This is a genomic window from Clostridium sp. CM038 (genome assembly GCF_055081105.1).
Genome location: NZ_CM143651.1, coordinates 3,760,115 through 3,780,000, shown reverse-complemented (window position 1 = coordinate 3,780,000; position 19,886 = coordinate 3,760,115). Strand labels below are relative to the sequence as shown.

Below are 19,886 nucleotides of genomic sequence, written 5' to 3'. Positions count from 1 at the left end.
AGGTTCCCTCAGCGCGGTTGGAAATCGCGCGAAGAGTGCAAAGGCAGAAGGGAGCCTGACTGCGACACTTACAAGTGGAGCAGGGACGAAAGTCGGGCTTAGTGATCCGGTGGTACCTCGTGGGAGGGCCATCGCTCAACGGATAAAAGCTACCTCGGGGATAACAGGCTGATCTCCCCCAAGAGTCCACATCGACGGGGAGGTTTGGCACCTCGATGTCGGCTCGTCGCATCCTGGGGCTGAAGTAGGTCCCAAGGGTTGGGCTGTTCGCCCATTAAAGCGGCACGCGAGCTGGGTTCAGAACGTCGTGAGACAGTTCGGTCCCTATCCGTCGCGGGCGTAGGAAATTTGAAGGGAGCTGTCCTTAGTACGAGAGGACCGGGATGGACAAACCTCTGGTGCACCAGTTGTCACGCCAGTGGCATCGCTGGGTAGCTATGTTTGGAAGGGATAAACGCTGAAAGCATCTAAGCGTGAAGCCCACCCTGAGATGAGATTTCCCATAACTCGCACGTAAGTGCGGTGTTAGTAAGACTCCTGGAAGACCACCAGGTTGATAGGTTAGAGGTGTAAGCATGGTAACATGTTCAGCTGACTAATACTAATAAGTCGAGGGCTTGACCTAAATATATAATTAGAAATAAAGCGATACTTCAAGCGTAAGCGAGAAGACTAGTTCACTGTGCAATTTTGAGAGAATATTTATTTTCTCAATCTAGTGATTATGGCATGAAGGTAACACCCGTTCCCATACCGAACACGAAGGTTAAGCTTCAATGCGCCGATGGTACTGCAGGGGTGACCTTGTGGAAGAGTAGGTTGTCGCTAGGTAATGTTCCGCGATAGCTCAACGGTGGAGCACTCGGCTGTTAACCGATAGGTTGAAGGTTCAAATCCTTTTCGCGGAGCCATTTTTTAAAACATAATAACATATGACGGATATTAATAAATCTGGTGATTATGGCATGAAGGTAACACCCGTTCCCATACCGAACACGAAGGTTAAGCTTCAATGCGCCGATGGTACTGCAGGGGTGACCTTGTGGAAGAGTAGGTTGTCGCCAGGTAAATATGGATCTTTAGCTCAGCTGGTTAGAGCTACCGGCTCATAACCGGTCGGTCCGGGGTTCGAGTCCCTGAAGGTCCACCATATGTGGGGATATAGCTCAGCTGGGAGAGCACCTGCCTTGCACGCAGGGGGTCAAGGGTTCGATTCCCTTTATCTCCACCAAAGAACAGTCCAATATGGGCTGTTTTTTTTGTGGAGATAAATAAGTTGTTAGTAAAAAAACTGGGTTAAATCATCTCCTGTGCAGCGGTTGATTTTATTCCAAGATTGCAGCTCCGCAGGAGATGATTTAAGTGGATTATTAATGTTGTTAGAAATTCTATAATATAAAAATTCTTAATAACGTTTATAAATAAATAAAATGCTTAAATACAAACAATTTCTTATATACTTGACCATGCGTGTCAATATATATAAAACAAAGGATTATAATGAAAGAATGAGTAAATGGAGAATAACGTGGATATATAACAAAAAAAACAAATATACAACTTTATTATTATGATAAAATATTCCTTGTCGTCACAAACAAGTGGCACGATAAGCTAACTGTTGATAACTATTTAATATATTTTCAAATGAAAATAATTTTTAAAAAGTTGTTGACAAAACAAGAAATACCTAGTAGAATAGTAGAAGTCGTCACATGATGACAAAGCAAATTGGTCTTTGAAAATTAAACAGAGAAATAGGTAAAGATAGCGAAATAATATTTCGCTAAACCAGTTAATTACTTTAGTATAAAGTAAAATTTAGTCGTAAGACTAAAAGTATGTAATGAGCTTGCGTAACAACTTAACAGTTGTCGCAGATTAATCATTTCAACTAAAAAAGTGTAAACTTTTAAATTGAGAGTTTGATCCTGGCTCAGGACGAACGCTGGCGGCGTGCCTAACACATGCAAGTCGAGCGATGAAACCTTTCGGGGTGGATTAGCGGCGGACGGGTGAGTAACACGTGGGTAACCTGCCTCAAAGAGGGGAATAGCCTCCCGAAAGGGAGATTAATACCGCATAATATGTTTTGGTCGCATGATCGAAACATCAAAGGATTTTTCTTCGGAAAATTCCACTTTGAGATGGACCCGCGGCGCATTAGCTAGTTGGTGAGGTAACGGCTCACCAAGGCGACGATGCGTAGCCGACCTGAGAGGGTGATCGGCCACATTGGAACTGAGACACGGTCCAGACTCCTACGGGAGGCAGCAGTGGGGAATATTGCGCAATGGGGGAAACCCTGACGCAGCAACGCCGCGTGAATGATGAAGGCCTTCGGGTTGTAAAGTTCTGTCTTCTGGGACGATAATGACGGTACCAGAGGAGGAAGCCACGGCTAACTACGTGCCAGCAGCCGCGGTAATACGTAGGTGGCAAGCGTTGTCCGGATTTACTGGGCGTAAAGGATGCGTAGGCGGACATTTAAGTCAGATGTGAAATACCCGAGCTTAACTTGGGTGCTGCATTTGAAACTGGGTGTCTAGAGTGCAGGAGAGGTAAGTGGAATTCCTAGTGTAGCGGTGAAATGCGTAGAGATTAGGAAGAACACCAGTGGCGAAGGCGACTTACTGGACTGTAACTGACGCTGAGGCATGAAAGCGTGGGGAGCAAACAGGATTAGATACCCTGGTAGTCCACGCCGTAAACGATGAATACTAGGTGTCGGGGGTCGAACCTCGGTGCCGCCGTTAACACATTAAGTATTCCGCCTGGGGAGTACGATCGCAAGATTAAAACTCAAAGGAATTGACGGGGGCCCGCACAAGCAGCGGAGCATGTGGTTTAATTCGAAGCAACGCGAAGAACCTTACCTAGACTTGACATCCCCTGCATAACCCAGAGATGGGCGAAGTCCTTCGGGACAGGGTGACAGGTGGTGCATGGTTGTCGTCAGCTCGTGTCGTGAGATGTTGGGTTAAGTCCCGCAACGAGCGCAACCCTTATCATTAGTTGCTACCATTAAGTTGAGCACTCTAGTGAGACTGCCCGGGTTAACCGGGAGGAAGGTGGGGATGACGTCAAATCATCATGCCCCTTATGTCTAGGGCTACACACGTGCTACAATGGTGAGTACAAAGAGATGCAAGACCGCAAGGTGGAGCCAAACTCAAAAACTCATCCCAGTTCGGATTGTAGGCTGCAACTCGCCTACATGAAGCCGGAGTTGCTAGTAATCGCGAATCAGCATGTCGCGGTGAATACGTTCCCGGGCCTTGTACACACCGCCCGTCACACCATGAGAGTTGGTAACACCCGAAGTCCGTGAGGTAACCGTAAGGAGCCAGCGGCCGAAGGTGGGATTGATGATTGGGGTGAAGTCGTAACAAGGTAGCCGTAGGAGAACCTGCGGCTGGATCACCTCCTTTCTAGGGAGTAGATGTATTGACTTCGGTCGATGCAATAGAAGAATATTAATTTGTTCTTCAAAAATATCTATTGTAATTAATCGTACCTAGTTCTCTGTTTAATTTTGAGAGACTAATTTTATCTAACTCTTAGGAGTTAGATAATGAATAGTTTTTCTTAAAATGTTCTTTGAAAATTGCACAGTGAAAAAAGTTGTTTTAAAAAAATAAAAACTACGCAAGTAGTTTATAAATTGATTTAATACAATTTCGCAAAATTAATATAACCGTCTATGTAAATAGACAGAATCAAGGTCAAGCTACAAAGGGCGCATGGCGAATGCCTTGGCACTAGGAGCCGAAGAAGGACGCGTTAAGCTGCGATAAGCTTTGGGTAGGCGCAAATAGCCTGTGATCCAAAGATTTCCGAATGGGGGAACCCACATAGTAACAACTATGTACTGCATACTGAATAAATAGGTATGCAGAGGTAGACCCGGGGAACTGAAACATCTAAGTACCCGGAGGAAGAGAAAGAAACATCGATTTCCTAAGTAGCGGCGAGCGAAAGGGAAAGAGCCCAAACCCAGGTCTTTGATCTGGGGGTTGAGGATAGATCATAAATACTGCAATTCCTTAATTGAAGATAGCTGGAAAGCTGCTCCGCAGAAGGTAATAGGCCTGTAAATGAAAAGGAAAAACAGTCAGATCTAATCCAGAGTACCACGAGACACGTGAAACCTTGTGGGAAGCTGGGAGGACCACCTCCCAAGGCTAAATACTACCTAGTGACCGATAGTGAAGAAGTACCGTGAGGGAAAGGTGAAAAGAACCCCGGAAGGGGAGTGAAATAGAACCTGAAACCGTGTGCCTACAACCGGTCGAAGCACTTTATATGTGTGACGGCGTGCTTTTTGTAGAACGAGCCAACGAGTTACGATATGTAGCAAGGTTAAGTACTTAAGGTACGGAGCCGAAGGGAAACCAAGTCTGAATAGGGCGCATAGTTGCATGTCGTAGACCCGAAACCGGGTGACCTATCCATGGCCAGGATGAAGCGGAAGTAAAATTCCGTGGAGGTCCGAACCACGTTGGTGTTGAAAAACCATGGGATGAGCTGTGGATAGCGGAGAAATTCCAATCGAACTCGGAGATAGCTGGTTCTCCTCGAAATAGCTTTAGGGCTAGCGTCGATTAATTGAGTAATGGAGGTAGAGCACTGAATGGGCTAGGGGCTGACAACAGTTACTGAACCCTATCAAACTCCGAATGCCATATACTTTTATTTCGGCAGTCAGACTGCGAATGATAAGATCCGTAGTCAAAAGGGAAACAGCCCAGACCATCAGCTAAGGTCCCAAAGTGTAAGTTAAGTGGAAAAGGATGTGGGATTTCTAAGACAACTAGGATGTTGGCTCAGAAGCAGCCACTCATTTAAAGAGTGCGTAATAGCTCACTAGTCAAGAGATCCTGCGCCGAAGATGTCCGGGGCTAAAACTTACCACCGAAGCTATGGGTGTACACAATTGTGTACGCGGTAGAGGAGCTTTCTGTACTGGCTGAAGTCATACCGTAAGGAGTGGTGGACGGTACAGAAGTGAGAATGTTGGCATGAGTAGCGAGAGTTAAGTGAGAATCTTAACGGTCGAAAACCTAAGGTTTCCTGAGGAAGGCTCGTCCTCTCAGGGTTAGTCGGGACCTAAGCCGAGGCCGAAAGGCGTAGGTGATGGACAATCGGTTGATATTCCGATACCACCAATGGACGTTATTAGAAATGGGATGACGCAGGAGGATAAGATGTGCACACTATTGGATGTGTGTCTAAGCATTTAGGCGGAGCAAGCAGGCAAATCCGTTTGCTCTTAACGCTGAGATGTGATGGGGAAGGGAATTTATTCCCGAAGTATCTGATTCCACGCTGCCAAGAAAAGTCTCTATCGAGGATATTGGTGCCCGTACCGCAAACCGACACAGGTAGGTGAGGAGAGAATCCTAAGACCATCGGAAGAATTGTTGTTAAGGAACTCGGCAAATTGACCCCGTAACTTCGGGAGAAGGGGTGCCTACGTAAGTAGGTCGCAGAGAATAGGCCCAAGCAACTGTTTAGCAAAAACACAGGTCTCTGCTAAAGCGAAAGCTGATGTATAGGGGCTGACGCCTGCCCGGTGCTGGAAGGTTAAGGGGATTACTTAGCGCAAGCGAAGGTATGAACTTAAGCCCCAGTAAACGGCGGCCGTAACTATAACGGTCCTAAGGTAGCGAAATTCCTTGTCGGGTAAGTTCCGACCCGCACGAATGGCGTAATGATTTGGGCACTGTCTCAACAACACATCCGGCGAAATTGTAGTGCAAGTGAAGATGCTTGCTACCCGCGATTGGACGGAAAGACCCCGTAGAGCTTTACTGTAGCTTAGCATTGAATTTCGGTATTGTCTGTACAGGATAGGTGGGAGACTGAGAAACATGGGCGTCAGCCTGTGTGGAGTCATCCTTGGGATACCACCCTGACAGTACTGAGGTTCTAACTGGAGGCCATGAATCTGGTCACAGGACATTGTTAGGTGGGCAGTTTGACTGGGGCGGTCGCCTCCAAAAAAGTAACGGAGGCGCCCAAAGGTTCCCTCAGCGCGGTTGGAAATCGCGCGAAGAGTGCAAAGGCAGAAGGGAGCCTGACTGCGACACTTACAAGTGGAGCAGGGACGAAAGTCGGGCTTAGTGATCCGGTGGTACCTCGTGGGAGGGCCATCGCTCAACGGATAAAAGCTACCTCGGGGATAACAGGCTGATCTCCCCCAAGAGTCCACATCGACGGGGAGGTTTGGCACCTCGATGTCGGCTCGTCGCATCCTGGGGCTGAAGTAGGTCCCAAGGGTTGGGCTGTTCGCCCATTAAAGCGGCACGCGAGCTGGGTTCAGAACGTCGTGAGACAGTTCGGTCCCTATCCGTCGCGGGCGTAGGAAATTTGAAGGGAGCTGTCCTTAGTACGAGAGGACCGGGATGGACAAACCTCTGGTGCACCAGTTGTCACGCCAGTGGCATCGCTGGGTAGCTATGTTTGGAAGGGATAAACGCTGAAAGCATCTAAGCGTGAAGCCCACCCTGAGATGAGATTTCCCATAACTCGCACGTAAGTGCGGTGTTAGTAAGACTCCTGGAAGACCACCAGGTTGATAGGTTAGAGGTGTAAGCATGGTAACATGTTCAGCTGACTAATACTAATAAGTCGAGGGCTTGACCTAAATATATAATTAGAAATAAAGCGATACTTCAAGCGTAAGCGAGAAGACTAGTTCACTGTGCAATTTTGAGAGAATATTTATTTTCTCAATCTAGTGATTATGGCATGAAGGTAACACCCGTTCCCATACCGAACACGAAGGTTAAGCTTCAATGCGCCGATGGTACTGCAGGGGTGACCTTGTGGAAGAGTAGGTTGTCGCTAGGTAATGTTCCGCGATAGCTCAACGGTGGAGCACTCGGCTGTTAACCGATAGGTTGAAGGTTCAAATCCTTTTCGCGGAGCCATTTTTATTTAAAGTATACAAAGCTAATTATTAGCTTTTTTTTTATTTTTTGAAAAATTATAATAAATAATATACAAATTTTAAAAAATAGATATGAGCTTTAGTAATAACTTATATTTAGTTTAAATATATAATTAAGTATCAATAAATTTATTTTATTGATACTTTTATCTTTTTTAGAAAGTAATAATTATAAAATTCAGCTATATACAAAGGCTTTTTATTTAAAGGTAGAATATATGAATATATATCTAACGAAAAGCTAGGAGGTATCGTATATGAAAGAATATATAAGCAAAAATCTAAGAAATATAGGAATTGTTGGACATAGTGGTTCAGGAAAAACCACATTAATGGAATCAATATTATATTACACTAAAGCTATAGATAGATTCGGAAAAGTTAATGATGGTACTACAATTAGTGATTACGATATTGAAGAAAAGAAAAGAAAAACGTCTATTTCTACATCAGTGGCTTTAAGTGAATGGGGAAATATAAAATTAAATTTAGTAGATATGCCTGGATATTTTGATTATGAAGGAGAAATGATTGAGGGGCTAAGAGCTGTAGATATGGCAATGATAACTGTTTGTGGGGTATCAGGTGTAGAAGTTGGAACTGAGAAGGCTTGGGAATATATCAATGATCATAAGCTACCTAGAGCATTTTTTATTAATAAGCTAGATAGGGAAAATAGTAATTTTCAAGTTGCTTTGCAACAGATAAAAGAAACATTTGGAATATCCGCAGTACCAATTCAATATCCTATAGGTAGTGAAGAAAATTTTAGCGGCGTAATAAATGTCATATCTAGAAGGGCTCAAATATTTAATCCTAAAACACACGGGATGGAAGATAGTGATATTCCAGAAGAATTAATAGATAAAGTGGATGAGTGTAAACAGATGGTTATGGAAGCAGTTGCTGAAACAGATGAAGTTCTATTAGAAAAATATTTCAATGAGGGTTCTATAAGTGAAAAAGAAATATATCAAGGTCTTATAAAAGGAGCTTCTATGGGAGAAATTACACCTATAATGTGTGGATCTGCTTTACTTGGTATAGGAATGAATACGTTGCTAGAAGATATGGTTGAATGCTTCCCTTCTCCAATTGAAACAACTATGTACATTGCAAAAGGTATGAAAAACAATAAATATACGCAAGTCAAAATTGATGATATGGGTCCATTCTCAGCATTAGTATTTAAAACTATTGCAGATCCTTTTGTAGGTAAATTATCTATGTTCCGTGTTATTACTGGAAAAGCTAAAAGTGACACAATAGTATATAATACTAATAAAAATAAAGAAGAAAAAATAGGTGCTATGTATTTTTTAAAAGGAAAACAACAATTTCAAACTCGAGAAATTGCGGCAGGGGATATAGGTGCAGTTGCAAAACTTCAATGCACGACTACTGGAGATACTCTCTGTGATAGAGCGAAACTAATAATGTTTGATACTATGGAGTTCCCACAACCAGTTTTTTCAAGAGCTATTGTAACTAAAGCTAAAGGTGATGAAGATAAAATATCTAATGGATTAACAAAATTGTTAGAAGAAGATCCTACATTCTCAATATCTAGGAGCGCAGAAAATGCACAAACTATAATCTCAGGATTAGGATCTACCCACTTGCAGGTTATAGTTAGTAAATTGAAAAATAAATTTGGAGTTGAAGTATCATTAGAAATTCCAAAGATTGCTTATAGAGAAACAATTAAAAGAACTTCTGATGTCCAAGGAAAACATAAAAAGCAATCCGGAGGACATGGCCAGTATGGTGATGTAAAGATTAAATTTGAGCCTAGAATAGACGGTGCAGATGATTTAGAATTTATTGATGCGGTGGTTGGTGGAACAGTTCCAAGGCAGTATATACCTGCTGTTGAAAAAGGGTTAAGGGAATGCATTAGGCATGGTGTACTTGGAGGATTCCCAGTTATAAGACTTAAAACAACGTTACATGATGGTTCGTATCATGCTGTAGATTCTTCTGAAATGGCATTTAAAATGGCAGCGTCGTTAGCTTACAAGAAGGGCATTAAGGAATCAGATCCTGTTTTATTAGAACCAATTATGCATGTGGAGGTCACATGTCCAGAGGACTATATGGGCGATATTATTACGGATATAAGCAAGAAAAGAGGTAGAATTTTGGGGATGGAGTCTGTTGAAAGAGGTCAGAAAGTCATAGGAGAAGTACCTCAATCAGAATTATTTGATTATGCAACAGATTTACGCTCAATGACTGGTGCTAGGGCAAATTTTAGAGTCAAGTTTGAAAGATATGAAGAAGTGCCTCAGGATGGAATTGATAAAATAATTGAAGCTAGCAAGAACCTGGAATAGAAATAAAATAAAGAAATAAAACCATAGGTAGCTACGGTTTTATTTCTTTGTTTTAACGACATTTCAGAAGGAAAGTCTCCCAACTCATATAAGTGAGGGTATAAATCTCCTCCTGAAGTCGTCAATTCATCTTCTTCGAAGCTGTGCAGCTCCGCAGGAGATGATTTAATTATGAATTTTTAGGTATAGAAAAAGAATAAAAGTAAATTATAATAAATGCGCATATTTTGCTCAAAATTACAAAACCTAATGTGAAATATAGTAAAGAGGGGAGAATTAAATGTCTGAATATAAATTAGACATTCCTGGAGAAATTAACTTAAGTGATTACAGCAGCATTCATGATTATATGGGCATAATAGAGCGAAATGATAAGTTCACAATTATTTCAAAAATGAAAAATGCTGATGAAATGAAAATATTATGTGAAATGTTGGAAAATAATTCTTTTACCGTTGTAACACAAGGAGATAAAGAAAATGGCAAATATTACATCACATCACAAAAGGGAAGGTAAAGAGGAAATTAAGAGCAATTATGTAAGTGAGCTATTTGCATAATATATTTAAGAAGGCCATCACTATTAATGTTTGAATATTTTAAAAAAACAAATTAGGAAATAAAACTTTCCGAAATTTGTTTTTGATTTTATAGGAGTTATTAAATAGAGTACTGTGTTATTTATGCTTATTTTTTATTCTTATAGATAGTAAAGTATGAAACTCACTTCGATATTGGTGTTTTTAGGATAAAACTGGGTGCGATTGGTCATAATTAAAGGAAGAAGTAAATCCATTGCAAGTGAGGTGTTTTAACATGATGTTTAATAAATTTACAGAAAGATCACAAAAGATTTTAGTATATGCTCAAGAGGAGGCAAAGCAATTAAAGCATGGTTATGTAGGGACAGAGCATATATTGCTAGGAATTCTAAAGGATGAAGACGGAGTATGTAAAAAATCATTGGATGATATGAAAATTTCGTTTGAGGGAGTAAAGAAATTAGTAATGGAGTATGAGGGAGAAGGAGACATAGAAATGCGAAGTAGCGAGATACCTCTAACTCCAAGAACAAAAAGGCTACTAGAACTAAGTCTTCTGGAAGCTAGAAATTTGAATCATAATTATATTAGTCCAGAGCATATTTTGTTAGCCTTGATTAGAGAAGAAGAAGGTGTTGCATATACAATTTTGGCTAATTTAGGAGCGGACTTTAATAAACTTAGAAATGGTATACTAAATAATTGGTGTTCTGAAGATACTCCAAAAGGTAGTTTATCAAAAGAAAAGCAAAAACAGGGTACCCCAAACTTAGAACGTTTTGGTAAAGACTTAACTGAGATGGCAAGACAAGGTAAACTTGATCCTGTTATAGGTAGAGGTAATGAAACTCAAAGACTTTTAGAAATTTTATGCAGAAGAATGAAGAATAATCCATGCCTTATAGGAGAACCAGGCGTAGGGAAAACAGCTATAGCAGAGGGACTAGCACAAAGAATAGCTTCCGGTAGCATTCCTGAAATTTTAAAAGACAAAAGGGTTATAACTTTGGATATATCCTCAATGGTGGCAGGTTCTAAATACAGGGGGGAGTTTGAGGAAAGGCTTAAAAAGGTTATGCAAGAAATAGTCGTCGCAGGAAATGTTATTATATTTATAGATGAAATTCATACCATCATTGGGGCAGGAGGAGCTGAAGGAGCTATTGATGCATCTAATATATTAAAACCAGCCCTCGCTCGAGGAGAACTTCAATGCATTGGGGCAACAACTATAGATGAATACAAAAGGCATTTTGAAAAAGATGCAGCACTCGAGAGGAGATTTCAACCTATAATTGTAGGAGAACCAAGCAAAAATGAAGCTGTTGAAATATTAAAAGGATTAAGAGATAAGTATGAAGCACATCATAGAGTAAAGATTACGGATAGTGCAATAGAAGCAGCTGTTAGCTTATCACATAGATATATATCAGATAGATACTTACCTGATAAAGCAATAGATCTTATAGACGAGGCTGGTGCAAAAGTAAGAATTCAAAATTTAACTGCTCCAGAAAATTTGAAAAATTTAGAAGAAAAAATAGATGGAATTTGTAAAGAGAAAGCTGATGCTATATCAGTGCAGGACTTTGAAAAAGCAGCTAAGATTAGAGATATCGAAAAACAATTAAAGGATAAATTGTATAATTCAAAAAACAATTGGAAAACTCAAAATCAAGCGGATGAGCTAATAGTTACAGAGCTTGAAATTGCTAATGTGGTATCAAGGTGGATTAATATACCTATAGAAAAATTGACTGAAAAAGAATCGGAACGGCTACTAAAGTTAGAAGAGGTACTCCACACGAGAGTAATAGGACAAGGTGAGGCAGTGAAATCTATTTCAAGAGCTGTAAGACGTGCAAGGGTAGGGTTGAAGGATCCAAAGAGACCTATAGGATCTTTTATATTTTTAGGTCCCACTGGTGTAGGAAAAACAGAATTGTCTAAAGCTTTAGCAGATGCCATGTTTGGTGATGAAAATAACATGATAAGAATAGATATGTCAGAATATATGGATAAGCACACTGTTTCAAGGCTTATGGGTTCGCCACCAGGATATGTAGGTTTTGATGAAGGTGGTCAATTAACGGAAAAGGTGAGGAGAAACCCTTATTCAGTTATACTTTTTGATGAAATTGAAAAAGCTCATCCAGACGTAGTTAATATTTTGTTACAGATATTAGAGGATGGAAGGCTAACAGACGGAAAAGGGAAAACAGTAGATTTTAAAAATACAGTAATTATAATGACATCAAATGTAGGCGCGTCTAGTATAAAAAAACAGAGGTCTCTAGGTTTCGATATAAAGGATAATGAAGCAAGCTCTAAATATGAAAAGATGAAAGAAAATATAATGGAAGAGCTAAAACATTCATTTAGACCTGAATTTTTAAATAGAATAGATGACATTATCGTATTTCATTCGCTAGAACATGAAGATTTATATAAAATAGTAGGATTAATGCTTAAGGTAGTAAAAGAGCGTCTTAAAGATCTTGAAATTAATATTACTTTTGATGAGGAAACTAAGAAGCATTTAGCTAAGGCGGGACTTAATACTACTTATGGAGCTAGACCACTAAGGCGAGAAATAACTAATACTGTGGAAGATAAGCTTTCTGAAGAAATACTTAAGGGTAATATTAATAAAGGTGATAATGTAAGTGTTCTTATGAAAAATAGTGAATTGATTTTTAAGACTTTACATATTTAATGTTGTTTATGTGTAGGATATGCTTAAAAAACATAATTTTTTTTTACTTTCAGTTTATAACTAAACTTACAAATAAATAAAACTAAGGAAAACTGCACACAAGAGGTATACGGTTTTTCTTAGTTTTATTTAGGATATGCAATTATATTCTGTTATACACAACATATGAATCAGTTGTATCGCTAACTATTGGATTATGGTAATGTAATTCTACAATTTAAATAATAAAAGATTTTTCATAAACAACATAGGCACATTAATATTTTATATAAAAATGCTTATTTATTATCTATATATTTAACATTTTTAATTTCTGGCATAGATATATTCAATGATTTTAATGTATCTTTATTTATATACACTTCTGTTTCTTCAGAGATTTTAATTGGCATATTAGATATATCATTACCCTTTAGTACATCAACTGCCATGTTACCTGCTTCATATCCTAACTTATAATAATCTATTCCTACAGTAGCTAATGCTCCAGATTCTACGGAGCCTTTTTCCGATGCTATAACAGGTATTTTTGCCTCCAATGTATTTTTTACTATTATAGGCATGGATGACACTATTAACTGATCAGTTGGTACATATAAAACGTCTATTTTCGCAAGTAAGCTACTTATGGCACTATTAACTTCATTAGTGCTTGTTACTCCGGAAGTAACAATTTCATAACCTTTAGCTGCTTTTTTTAGCTCATTTACCTGTACTTGTGAATTTACTTCACTTGTATTATATAAAATTCCTATTCTTTTAGCATTGGGCATCAATTCCTTTATTAACTCCAATTGTTCTTTCACTGGTAAATAATCTGAAGTCCCAGAAACATTAGTTTCTGGCTTATCTAAAGACTTTATTATTCCAGCTTGCACAGGATCAGTAACGGCCGTAATTATTATTGGAATTTTTTTTGTAGCATTATATGACCCCTGTGCTGAAGGGGTAGCTATTGCATAAATTAAATCCTTCTTTCCAGATGCAAACTTTTTGCCGATAGTTTGGGTCGTAGTTATATCTCCTTGGGCATTTTGATAATCAATATCTATATTGTCTCCCTCCTTATAACCATTATCCTCTAGTGCTTTTATAAATCCTTCTCTACTTTGATCTAGTGCAACATACTCTACTATTTGACTTATACCTATTTTTATAACTTTCTTCTTTTCATTCGTTTTTGTACATCCGGTTAATATGCATGTAATTATTAGTGTAGTAGCTAACATTTTTTTCACAATAATACCTCCTTTATACCGCGTATTCAAATTTTTTCAATATACTTTCTATTGTTAATTTTTTCTTTTCGGATTCATTTAAATCTAAAATAACTTCACCTTTATGTAGCATTATTAGCCTATTACCATACTGAAGTGCATCCTTTAAATTATGAGTTATCATTAATGTAGTAATATTTTTTTCTTTTACAATCTTTTGAGTTAACTCCATTATCTCATTAGATGTCTTTGGATCTAATGCTGCAGTATGTTCATCTAACAACAGTAACTTAGGAGCAGATAGGCTTGCCATTATCAATGATAGAGCTTGTCTTTGTCCCCCTGATAAATAATTTACATTCACATCTAAAAGCTTCTTTAGATCTAATGATATTCCATTTAAAAGAGCTTCCAGTTCTTTAGTTTTATATCTAAGGCAATATTTAAAATTAATTAATTTACCCTTATTTAAAGCCAGAGATAAATTTTCTCTAACGGTCATGGATGGACATGTTCCTAAGGATGGGTTTTGAAAAACCCTGCTTACAATTCTTGTTACTTTATGTTCAGGCATTTTAGTTAAATCATTTCCTTCAAGAAAAATATTACCTGAGCTTTCTTTAACTAATCCAGAAATTATATTTAATAATGTGGACTTACCTGTTCCATTGCTACCAATTATGCTTATAAAATCCCCTTCGTTAATGTCTAAATTAATGCCCTTAAATAACACATTTTCACCTAAATAAGAATTATAAAAAATTTTTGATAAATCTTGTATTTTTAACATTTAATAACCACCCCCGTATAGATTTGTTACTTTCACTATTACTTCTACCACCAACTGTTATAAATAAAATTATTACAAAAGATGTGACCATTTTTAAATCCACAGGTGTAAGTCCAAAATTCATAGCTAAATATATGGTAATTTGGTAGATTAGAGTGCCTATAATTACACTACTTGTCTGTTTTATAAACTTGCCGTTTTTAATAATAGATGATCCAATGATTATAGAAGCTATACCTAAAATTAATGTACCTATGCCCATAGATATATCCGAAAATCCTTGATATTGAGCCATCATACTTCCAGAAAAAGCTATAAGTCCATTAGATATCATAAGTCCTAATATTTTTATTTTACCTATTTCTACGCCTAAAGATTTAATCATTTGTGGGTTATCGCCCACACCTTTCAATGCATATCCTAATCCTGTTTTTAAAAACATATCGATAGCAACTTTAAATATTACAACTAAGATTAAAGCTACAATTAAAGGGTTGAAATCATAAAAAATATTTTCATCATTAAAGAGGGCAATGTTTGCCTTTCCCATAATCCGTAGGTTTAGAGAATATAAAATTCCCATTACTAGAATGCCTGAAAGTAAGTTTGATATTTTAAATTTAACATGGAGTATTCCCGTTAATAACCCCGCTATACACCCAGAAGCTAGCGCAAGCACTGAGCCTAAAATAGGAGAAATTCCACTTTTTAAGGTTACAGCTATTATTGCTGCCCCTAAGGAAAAACTTCCATCAGCAGATAAGTCCGGAAAGTCCAAAATTTTATAGCTTATATACACCCCCAATACCATGATTGATAAAATTAAGCTTTGTACTAATATTCCTGTTGCGACTTCCATCAAAATCCTCCTTTGTAAAATTAAGAAAAGATATTTAAAATACAAAAAAAAGCCACATAGAATATCTATGTGACTTTTTTCATATAACTTATGAAAAACTTATAATCATAGTCAACATAGATACAAATCATTTGATGCAAGCATCAATGGACCTGTACCTATGTTTAATTTTTAGGTACAAATCCTATGTAAATTGGCGACTAAAGACAAATTGTATTTTTTGATTTAATAAGTTTTTCATAATTAATCTCTCCTTAAAAAAATATTATATTTATAATACCATTCTTATCTTTAATAATCAAGAATATTTTTTCGTTAAAACTATTTTATTATTTCGGTTTTATAGGGTGTACAACCTTATGCAAATATAAATAATATAATTTATTTTATTTGTAAGAATTTATTTAATCTTGTATAATATTATAATGAGACAAGAAGGCCTACTCAAATATTAAATGCTTCTAGTTTTTTTATTTAAGAGACTAGTTTAGAAAAAAATAAAGGGTTACTTTTTATAATTGTGATATTTATGTTAATGTAGTAGGGCGACTAAATTTAGATGGGACTTCTGGAGAGTTAGGGCTTGGTATTGTCTAGCGTGAAAAGTAAGGAAATAAAGCTCGACAAACAATTATTGTATAAGTGCGAAAAGAAAATTAATGCTAAGGATATTAATATTATAGGGACGGCTTCATTAAAAGATATTATAAGATTTTTTAATGGCACTATTTATTAAGTAGGGAGAAAAAGATGAGAGAAGAAAAAAGCAAGGAACTTATGAATATATTAAAAAGAATGGCCCCTGGAACGACGCTTAGGGAAGGACTTGAAAATATCTTAAGAGCTAAAACGGGAGGGCTTATTGTTTTAGGAGACAGTAAGGAAATATTAGACATCGTAGATGGCGGATTTCGAATAAATGCGGACTATAGCCCTGCTTATGTATATGAACTAGCAAAGATGGATGGAGCCATAGTAATAAGCAGTGATTTGAAAAAAATATTATATGCTAATACTCAGCTCATGCCAAGCCCTACAATACCCACTTTTGAAACAGGGACAAGGCATAGGACAGCTCAAAGAATAGCTAAGCAGACTGGGTATGCTGTTGTTGCAATATCACAAAGAAGAACCATCATAACTGTATACAAAGATGATATAAAATATGTTTTAAGAGATAGTAGTATTATTTTAGCGAAGGCAAATCAAGCTATTCAGACATTAGAAAAGTATGTTTCAGTTCTTGAGCGAGTAGTAAGTAATCTAAATCTTTTAGAATTTCAAGATTTAGCAACCTTGTTTGATGTAATATCAGCAATACAAAGAACAGAAATGGTTATGAGGATAGTTGGTGAAATTGAAAGGCATATATGTGAACTAGGGAATGAGGGCAGACTAATTTCAATGCAACTAAATGAGTTAATTAGAAGTGTTGAGGAGGATGGGATACTCTTAATAAGGGATTATTGTCAAAGTGGTATGGATTATACGCAAATATATAGCCAAATAGAAAATATGAGTTCTGAAGAGCTCATGGATTTAGATTTTATTTCTAGGATTATTGGATATATAGGTGTTCCGTTAGTAGATACTCTAATTTCTCCAAGAGGATATAGAATGCTTGGTAAGATACCTAGAATACCTGTAAATGTTATAGAAAATTTAGTTAAGCACTTTAGAGAATTAAAAACTACAATGGAAGCTTCTTATCAACAACTTGATAGCGTAGAAGGTATTGGGGAAGCAAGGGCTAAAGCTATTAAAAATGGGTTAAGAAGGTTAAAAGAGCAATTTATGTTAGATAAGCAAATATAGCATAAAATAAGTTTTAACTTATTTTATGCTATATTTACTAACGCATAGTATATTTACCTAAGGTACTTATTTTGTTATACTCTTTTAAAAGAATATCATATAAGTTTAAGTCTACAAGATTACATAAAGAAGCAATATAAAAAAGGTTGTTTCCTAATTCTTTTTCTAAGACTTCTCTACAGTTTTCACAAAGATTACCTAGCATGTGGGTATCAAGTGAAGCACTAAGAGTATCCAAATCTAAATCATCTATATCAGCAGGAGTATATTGCTTCTTTGCTTCCACGCCAATACAACCACAATTGGTAACAGACTTTGCAACAGCTCTGTTAACTCTAGCCTGAGACTCTTGAAGTTTGGTGATTATATCCAAAATACTTTTATGTCGTAATAGGGACTCATCCACAGAGTTTTGAAAATTATCAAAAATACAATCTTTCATTAAGTTCAACTCCTTTTAATCATTTAAGTAGCTATACTATCTTTATTATAGGATTTACATTACGTTTTTGTCAATAAATTAAGTACGCATTTAACCTTATGAATATATAATAAAGCAACAGGAGTTTTATTAATAGGGGGCGTGTTATGTTAAATATTGGCCAAAAAATATTTGTAGCATATTATGGTGCTGGGTATGTACAGAATATAAACAGTGAAGAATTGTATAATATAAAATGTAAATATATAAATATATATCTTTTATTAGATAATATGAATTTTATGATTCCGATAGATAAAATAGAGAAACATAAAATAAGAAACATTTCAAATAAAGTAGAATTAGAAACAGTTTTAAATACAATATCAAATAGGTCCAATTGTATAGAAAGTAATTGGAATAATAGATATAGATTTAACAAGAAAAAAATCCAAAGTGGTAATGCTCTAAAAATGTGCGAGGTACTTAGGGATTTATATTATTTAAAGAAGAAAGATATGCTTCCACCGGGTGAGTTAAAGATTCTAGAAAGAGTTGAAGGGATGGTAGCCAGTGAAATAATGTTAGTGTTTGAACTTAATATGGAACAAGCGTTAAACAAAATAAGGGATTTCGTTTAACAAATTGTTAATTCTAGGGTGCATTTTATTGAAATGCACAACTTTATAGTATATATTAGATAATAACAGGATATAAATCCAAATAAGTGTTAATAATTTAGAAGGAGGTGAAATTTTTTGTTAAAAAAAATTTTGAGAGGACTTTTTACAATCATAGGACTAATTTTGGGGTACTTAATAGGAGATATGCTTCTAAGCACAAGCTATTTAGGTGGGCTTAATTATTTAAAAAATGGTACAATTCAAGGAATAATATTCATTATTTTTTCTACTTTAATTTTTGGAGTTATTTTATTTCTAATATCTCCTATAATCGTATCTTTTATAATGAAGTTTATGGATCATGTGGAGAAAAGCACACAAAAAATGCCGACTTCTCAAATTATTTTTGGTACAGGAGGGGCAATAATAGGGCTTGTAATAGCATCTTTGTTTGCGGGATTATTTAAGTACCAATCTCTTATATGGAATATTATTGCAGTTATTTTTACTGTTATAATGGCAGCTTTAGGAGCAGATATTTGCGCTAGAAAAAGAGATGAAATATTATCCTTCTTTACAAGCATTAAAAGGAAAGATGGATTCAAAGATAAGAAAATCAAAGGATTTACTAATGAAAATCCTAAGGTGCTAGATACATCAGTAATAATTGATGGTAGAATATTTGATATTTGTCAAACGGGTTTTGTTGAAGGGCCACTAGTAATACCAACTTTCGTATTGGAGGAGCTTAGGCATATAGCTGATTCATCAGATGGGCTTAAAAGGAATAGAGGCAGAAGAGGATTAGATATACTAAACAAAATTCAAAAGGAATTAAATATAGAAGTTGAAATTTGGGAGAAAGACTTTCCCAATATTGCAGAAGTAGATAGCAAACTTCTTAAGTTAGCTCAAGTTTTGAATGGTAAAGTAATTACTAACGATTTTAATCTTAACAAGGTAGCTGAATTCCAAGGAGTTCCAGTTTTAAATATTAATGAACTTGCAAATGCAGTAAAGCCAGTAGTTCTACCAGGGGAAGAAATGAAAATTCAAGTGATGAAAGATGGAAAAGAATCGGGCCAAGGGATAGCTTATTTAGATGATGGCACAATGATTGTTGTTGAAGGTGGAAGACGATATATTGGTGAAAATATAGTTGTTATTGTAACATCAGTACTTCAGACGGCAGCAGGTAGAATGATTTTTGCTAAAAATAAGGATTCTTTGGTAAAAAGTTAGTCATATTGTGTGAGTAACTTTTTTATAAGTAAAAACGGTGCTATTGTACTTATTAATGATGGGTCTAGAACATTTATAAACGAATATGTTATAAGCCATTAGTGACAACTTAGATGATGGTTTTACTATTGACAGTAGCATATTTAATGTGTATATTGATTAATAACTATAAAAAATATTAAATCTAAATTAAATAGTAGGTTGAGAGACTTTCAAAGTTTTTAACCCGTTTCGGAGCTGTAGCAAAACTACCGGTAGCATAACCGTTAAAAAATGAGTACAAATTTAGGTGGTACCGTGATAAAGCTCGCCCTAAAACAGGGTGAGCTTTATTATTTTTTTGATGTTTTTTATTTTAAATGTGTATCAT

General features: G+C 36.6%; 11 protein-coding genes, 4 tRNA genes and 6 rRNA genes (1 of these 21 cut by a window edge). 17 read left to right on the top strand and 4 right to left on the bottom strand.

Going from position 1 to position 19,886, the window contains the following annotated elements; genetic code table 11:
* From ACWJKS_RS17405 to ACWJKS_RS17345, 13 genes are all read left to right on the top strand, one after another.
* Positions 1 to 625: ribosomal RNA gene (locus tag ACWJKS_RS17405) — 23S ribosomal RNA — on the top strand (it extends 2,301 nt beyond the left edge of the window).
* An 89-nt stretch (positions 626 to 714) separates the two neighbouring features.
* Positions 715 to 831: ribosomal RNA gene (gene rrf, locus ACWJKS_RS17400) — 5S ribosomal RNA — on the top strand.
* A gap of 5 nt (positions 832 to 836) precedes the next feature.
* A tRNA-Asn gene (locus ACWJKS_RS17395) sits at positions 837 to 911 on the top strand.
* A gap of 39 nt (positions 912 to 950) precedes the next feature.
* Positions 951 to 1,067, top strand: a 5S ribosomal RNA gene (rrf, locus tag ACWJKS_RS17390).
* A 6-nt stretch (positions 1,068 to 1,073) separates the two neighbouring features.
* Positions 1,074 to 1,150 (top strand) — tRNA-Ile (locus ACWJKS_RS17385).
* Between the two features lie 5 nt (positions 1,151 to 1,155).
* Positions 1,156 to 1,231 (top strand) — tRNA-Ala (locus ACWJKS_RS17380).
* 682 nt (positions 1,232 to 1,913) lie between these two features.
* Positions 1,914 to 3,431, top strand: a 16S ribosomal RNA gene (locus tag ACWJKS_RS17375).
* Between the two features lie 292 nt (positions 3,432 to 3,723).
* Positions 3,724 to 6,649 (top strand): 23S ribosomal RNA (locus ACWJKS_RS17370).
* Between the two features lie 89 nt (positions 6,650 to 6,738).
* Positions 6,739 to 6,855 (top strand): 5S ribosomal RNA (gene rrf, locus ACWJKS_RS17365).
* The 16S, 23S and 5S rRNA genes sit together here with 4 tRNA genes alongside, the layout of an rRNA operon.
* A gap of 5 nt (positions 6,856 to 6,860) precedes the next feature.
* A tRNA-Asn gene (locus tag ACWJKS_RS17360) sits at positions 6,861 to 6,935 on the top strand.
* A 277-nt stretch (positions 6,936 to 7,212) separates the two neighbouring features.
* Positions 7,213 to 9,291: an elongation factor G gene (gene fusA, locus ACWJKS_RS17355; RefSeq protein WP_462960094.1), complete on the top strand. Its 2,079-nt coding sequence runs from the start codon at positions 7,213 to 7,215 to the stop codon at positions 9,289 to 9,291.
* 280 nt (positions 9,292 to 9,571) lie between these two features.
* A complete protein-coding gene (locus tag ACWJKS_RS17350) occupies positions 9,572 to 9,808 on the top strand; it encodes a hypothetical protein (protein WP_216302346.1) in 237 nt (78 codons plus the stop codon).
* Positions 9,809 to 10,107: 299 nt separating this feature from the next.
* The gene (locus ACWJKS_RS17345; RefSeq protein WP_216302347.1) at positions 10,108 to 12,549 is read left to right on the top strand and encodes an ATP-dependent Clp protease ATP-binding subunit; all 2,442 of its coding nucleotides are present in this window, start codon (positions 10,108 to 10,110) and stop codon (positions 12,547 to 12,549) included.
* 278 nt (positions 12,550 to 12,827) lie between these two features.
* Here the strand turns inward: ACWJKS_RS17345 and ACWJKS_RS17340 are convergent, their stop codons facing one another.
* From ACWJKS_RS17340 to ACWJKS_RS17330, 3 genes are read right to left on the bottom strand one after another with little or no spacing between them, the layout of a single operon-like run.
* Positions 12,828 to 13,787: an ABC transporter substrate-binding protein gene (locus ACWJKS_RS17340; protein ID WP_462960093.1), complete on the bottom strand. Its 960-nt coding sequence runs from the start codon at positions 13,785 to 13,787 to the stop codon at positions 12,828 to 12,830.
* A gap of 13 nt (positions 13,788 to 13,800) precedes the next feature.
* The gene (locus tag ACWJKS_RS17335; protein ID WP_216302349.1) at positions 13,801 to 14,556 is read right to left on the bottom strand and encodes an ABC transporter ATP-binding protein; all 756 of its coding nucleotides are present in this window, start codon (positions 14,554 to 14,556) and stop codon (positions 13,801 to 13,803) included.
* Positions 14,519 to 15,415, bottom strand: a complete 897-nt coding sequence (locus ACWJKS_RS17330) for an ABC transporter permease (RefSeq protein WP_220319770.1) — start codon at positions 15,413 to 15,415, stop codon at positions 14,519 to 14,521. The genes ACWJKS_RS17335 and ACWJKS_RS17330 overlap by 38 nt, the downstream gene beginning before the upstream one ends.
* Positions 15,416 to 15,998: 583 nt before the next feature.
* On the opposite strand from ACWJKS_RS17330, the gene ACWJKS_RS17325 reads away from it, so the two are divergent.
* Together ACWJKS_RS17325 and disA are read left to right on the top strand one after the other, a co-directional pair.
* On the top strand, positions 15,999 to 16,151 hold the full coding sequence (locus ACWJKS_RS17325) for a hypothetical protein (protein WP_258875989.1): 153 nt from the start codon (positions 15,999 to 16,001) through the stop codon (positions 16,149 to 16,151).
* 14 nt (positions 16,152 to 16,165) lie between these two features.
* Positions 16,166 to 17,230, top strand: coding sequence for a DNA integrity scanning diadenylate cyclase DisA (gene disA, locus ACWJKS_RS17320; RefSeq protein WP_216302352.1), 1,065 nt, complete (start codon positions 16,166 to 16,168; stop codon positions 17,228 to 17,230).
* 37 nt (positions 17,231 to 17,267) lie between these two features.
* Here disA and ACWJKS_RS17315 read toward each other — a convergent pair whose 3' ends face one another.
* Positions 17,268 to 17,672 (bottom strand): nucleoside triphosphate pyrophosphohydrolase family protein, encoded by a 405-nt coding sequence (locus ACWJKS_RS17315; protein ID WP_216302353.1) that lies wholly within the window; start codon positions 17,670 to 17,672, stop codon positions 17,268 to 17,270.
* 146 nt (positions 17,673 to 17,818) lie between these two features.
* Between ACWJKS_RS17315 and ACWJKS_RS17310 the strand changes: the two genes are divergently transcribed.
* Positions 17,819 to 18,292, top strand: coding sequence for a CarD family transcriptional regulator (locus ACWJKS_RS17310; RefSeq protein WP_216302354.1), 474 nt, complete (start codon positions 17,819 to 17,821; stop codon positions 18,290 to 18,292).
* Positions 18,293 to 18,409: 117 nt separating this feature from the next.
* Positions 18,410 to 19,516, top strand: coding sequence for a PIN/TRAM domain-containing protein (locus tag ACWJKS_RS17305; protein WP_216302355.1), 1,107 nt, complete (start codon positions 18,410 to 18,412; stop codon positions 19,514 to 19,516).
* The last annotated feature ends 370 nt before the right edge of the window (positions 19,517 to 19,886 follow it).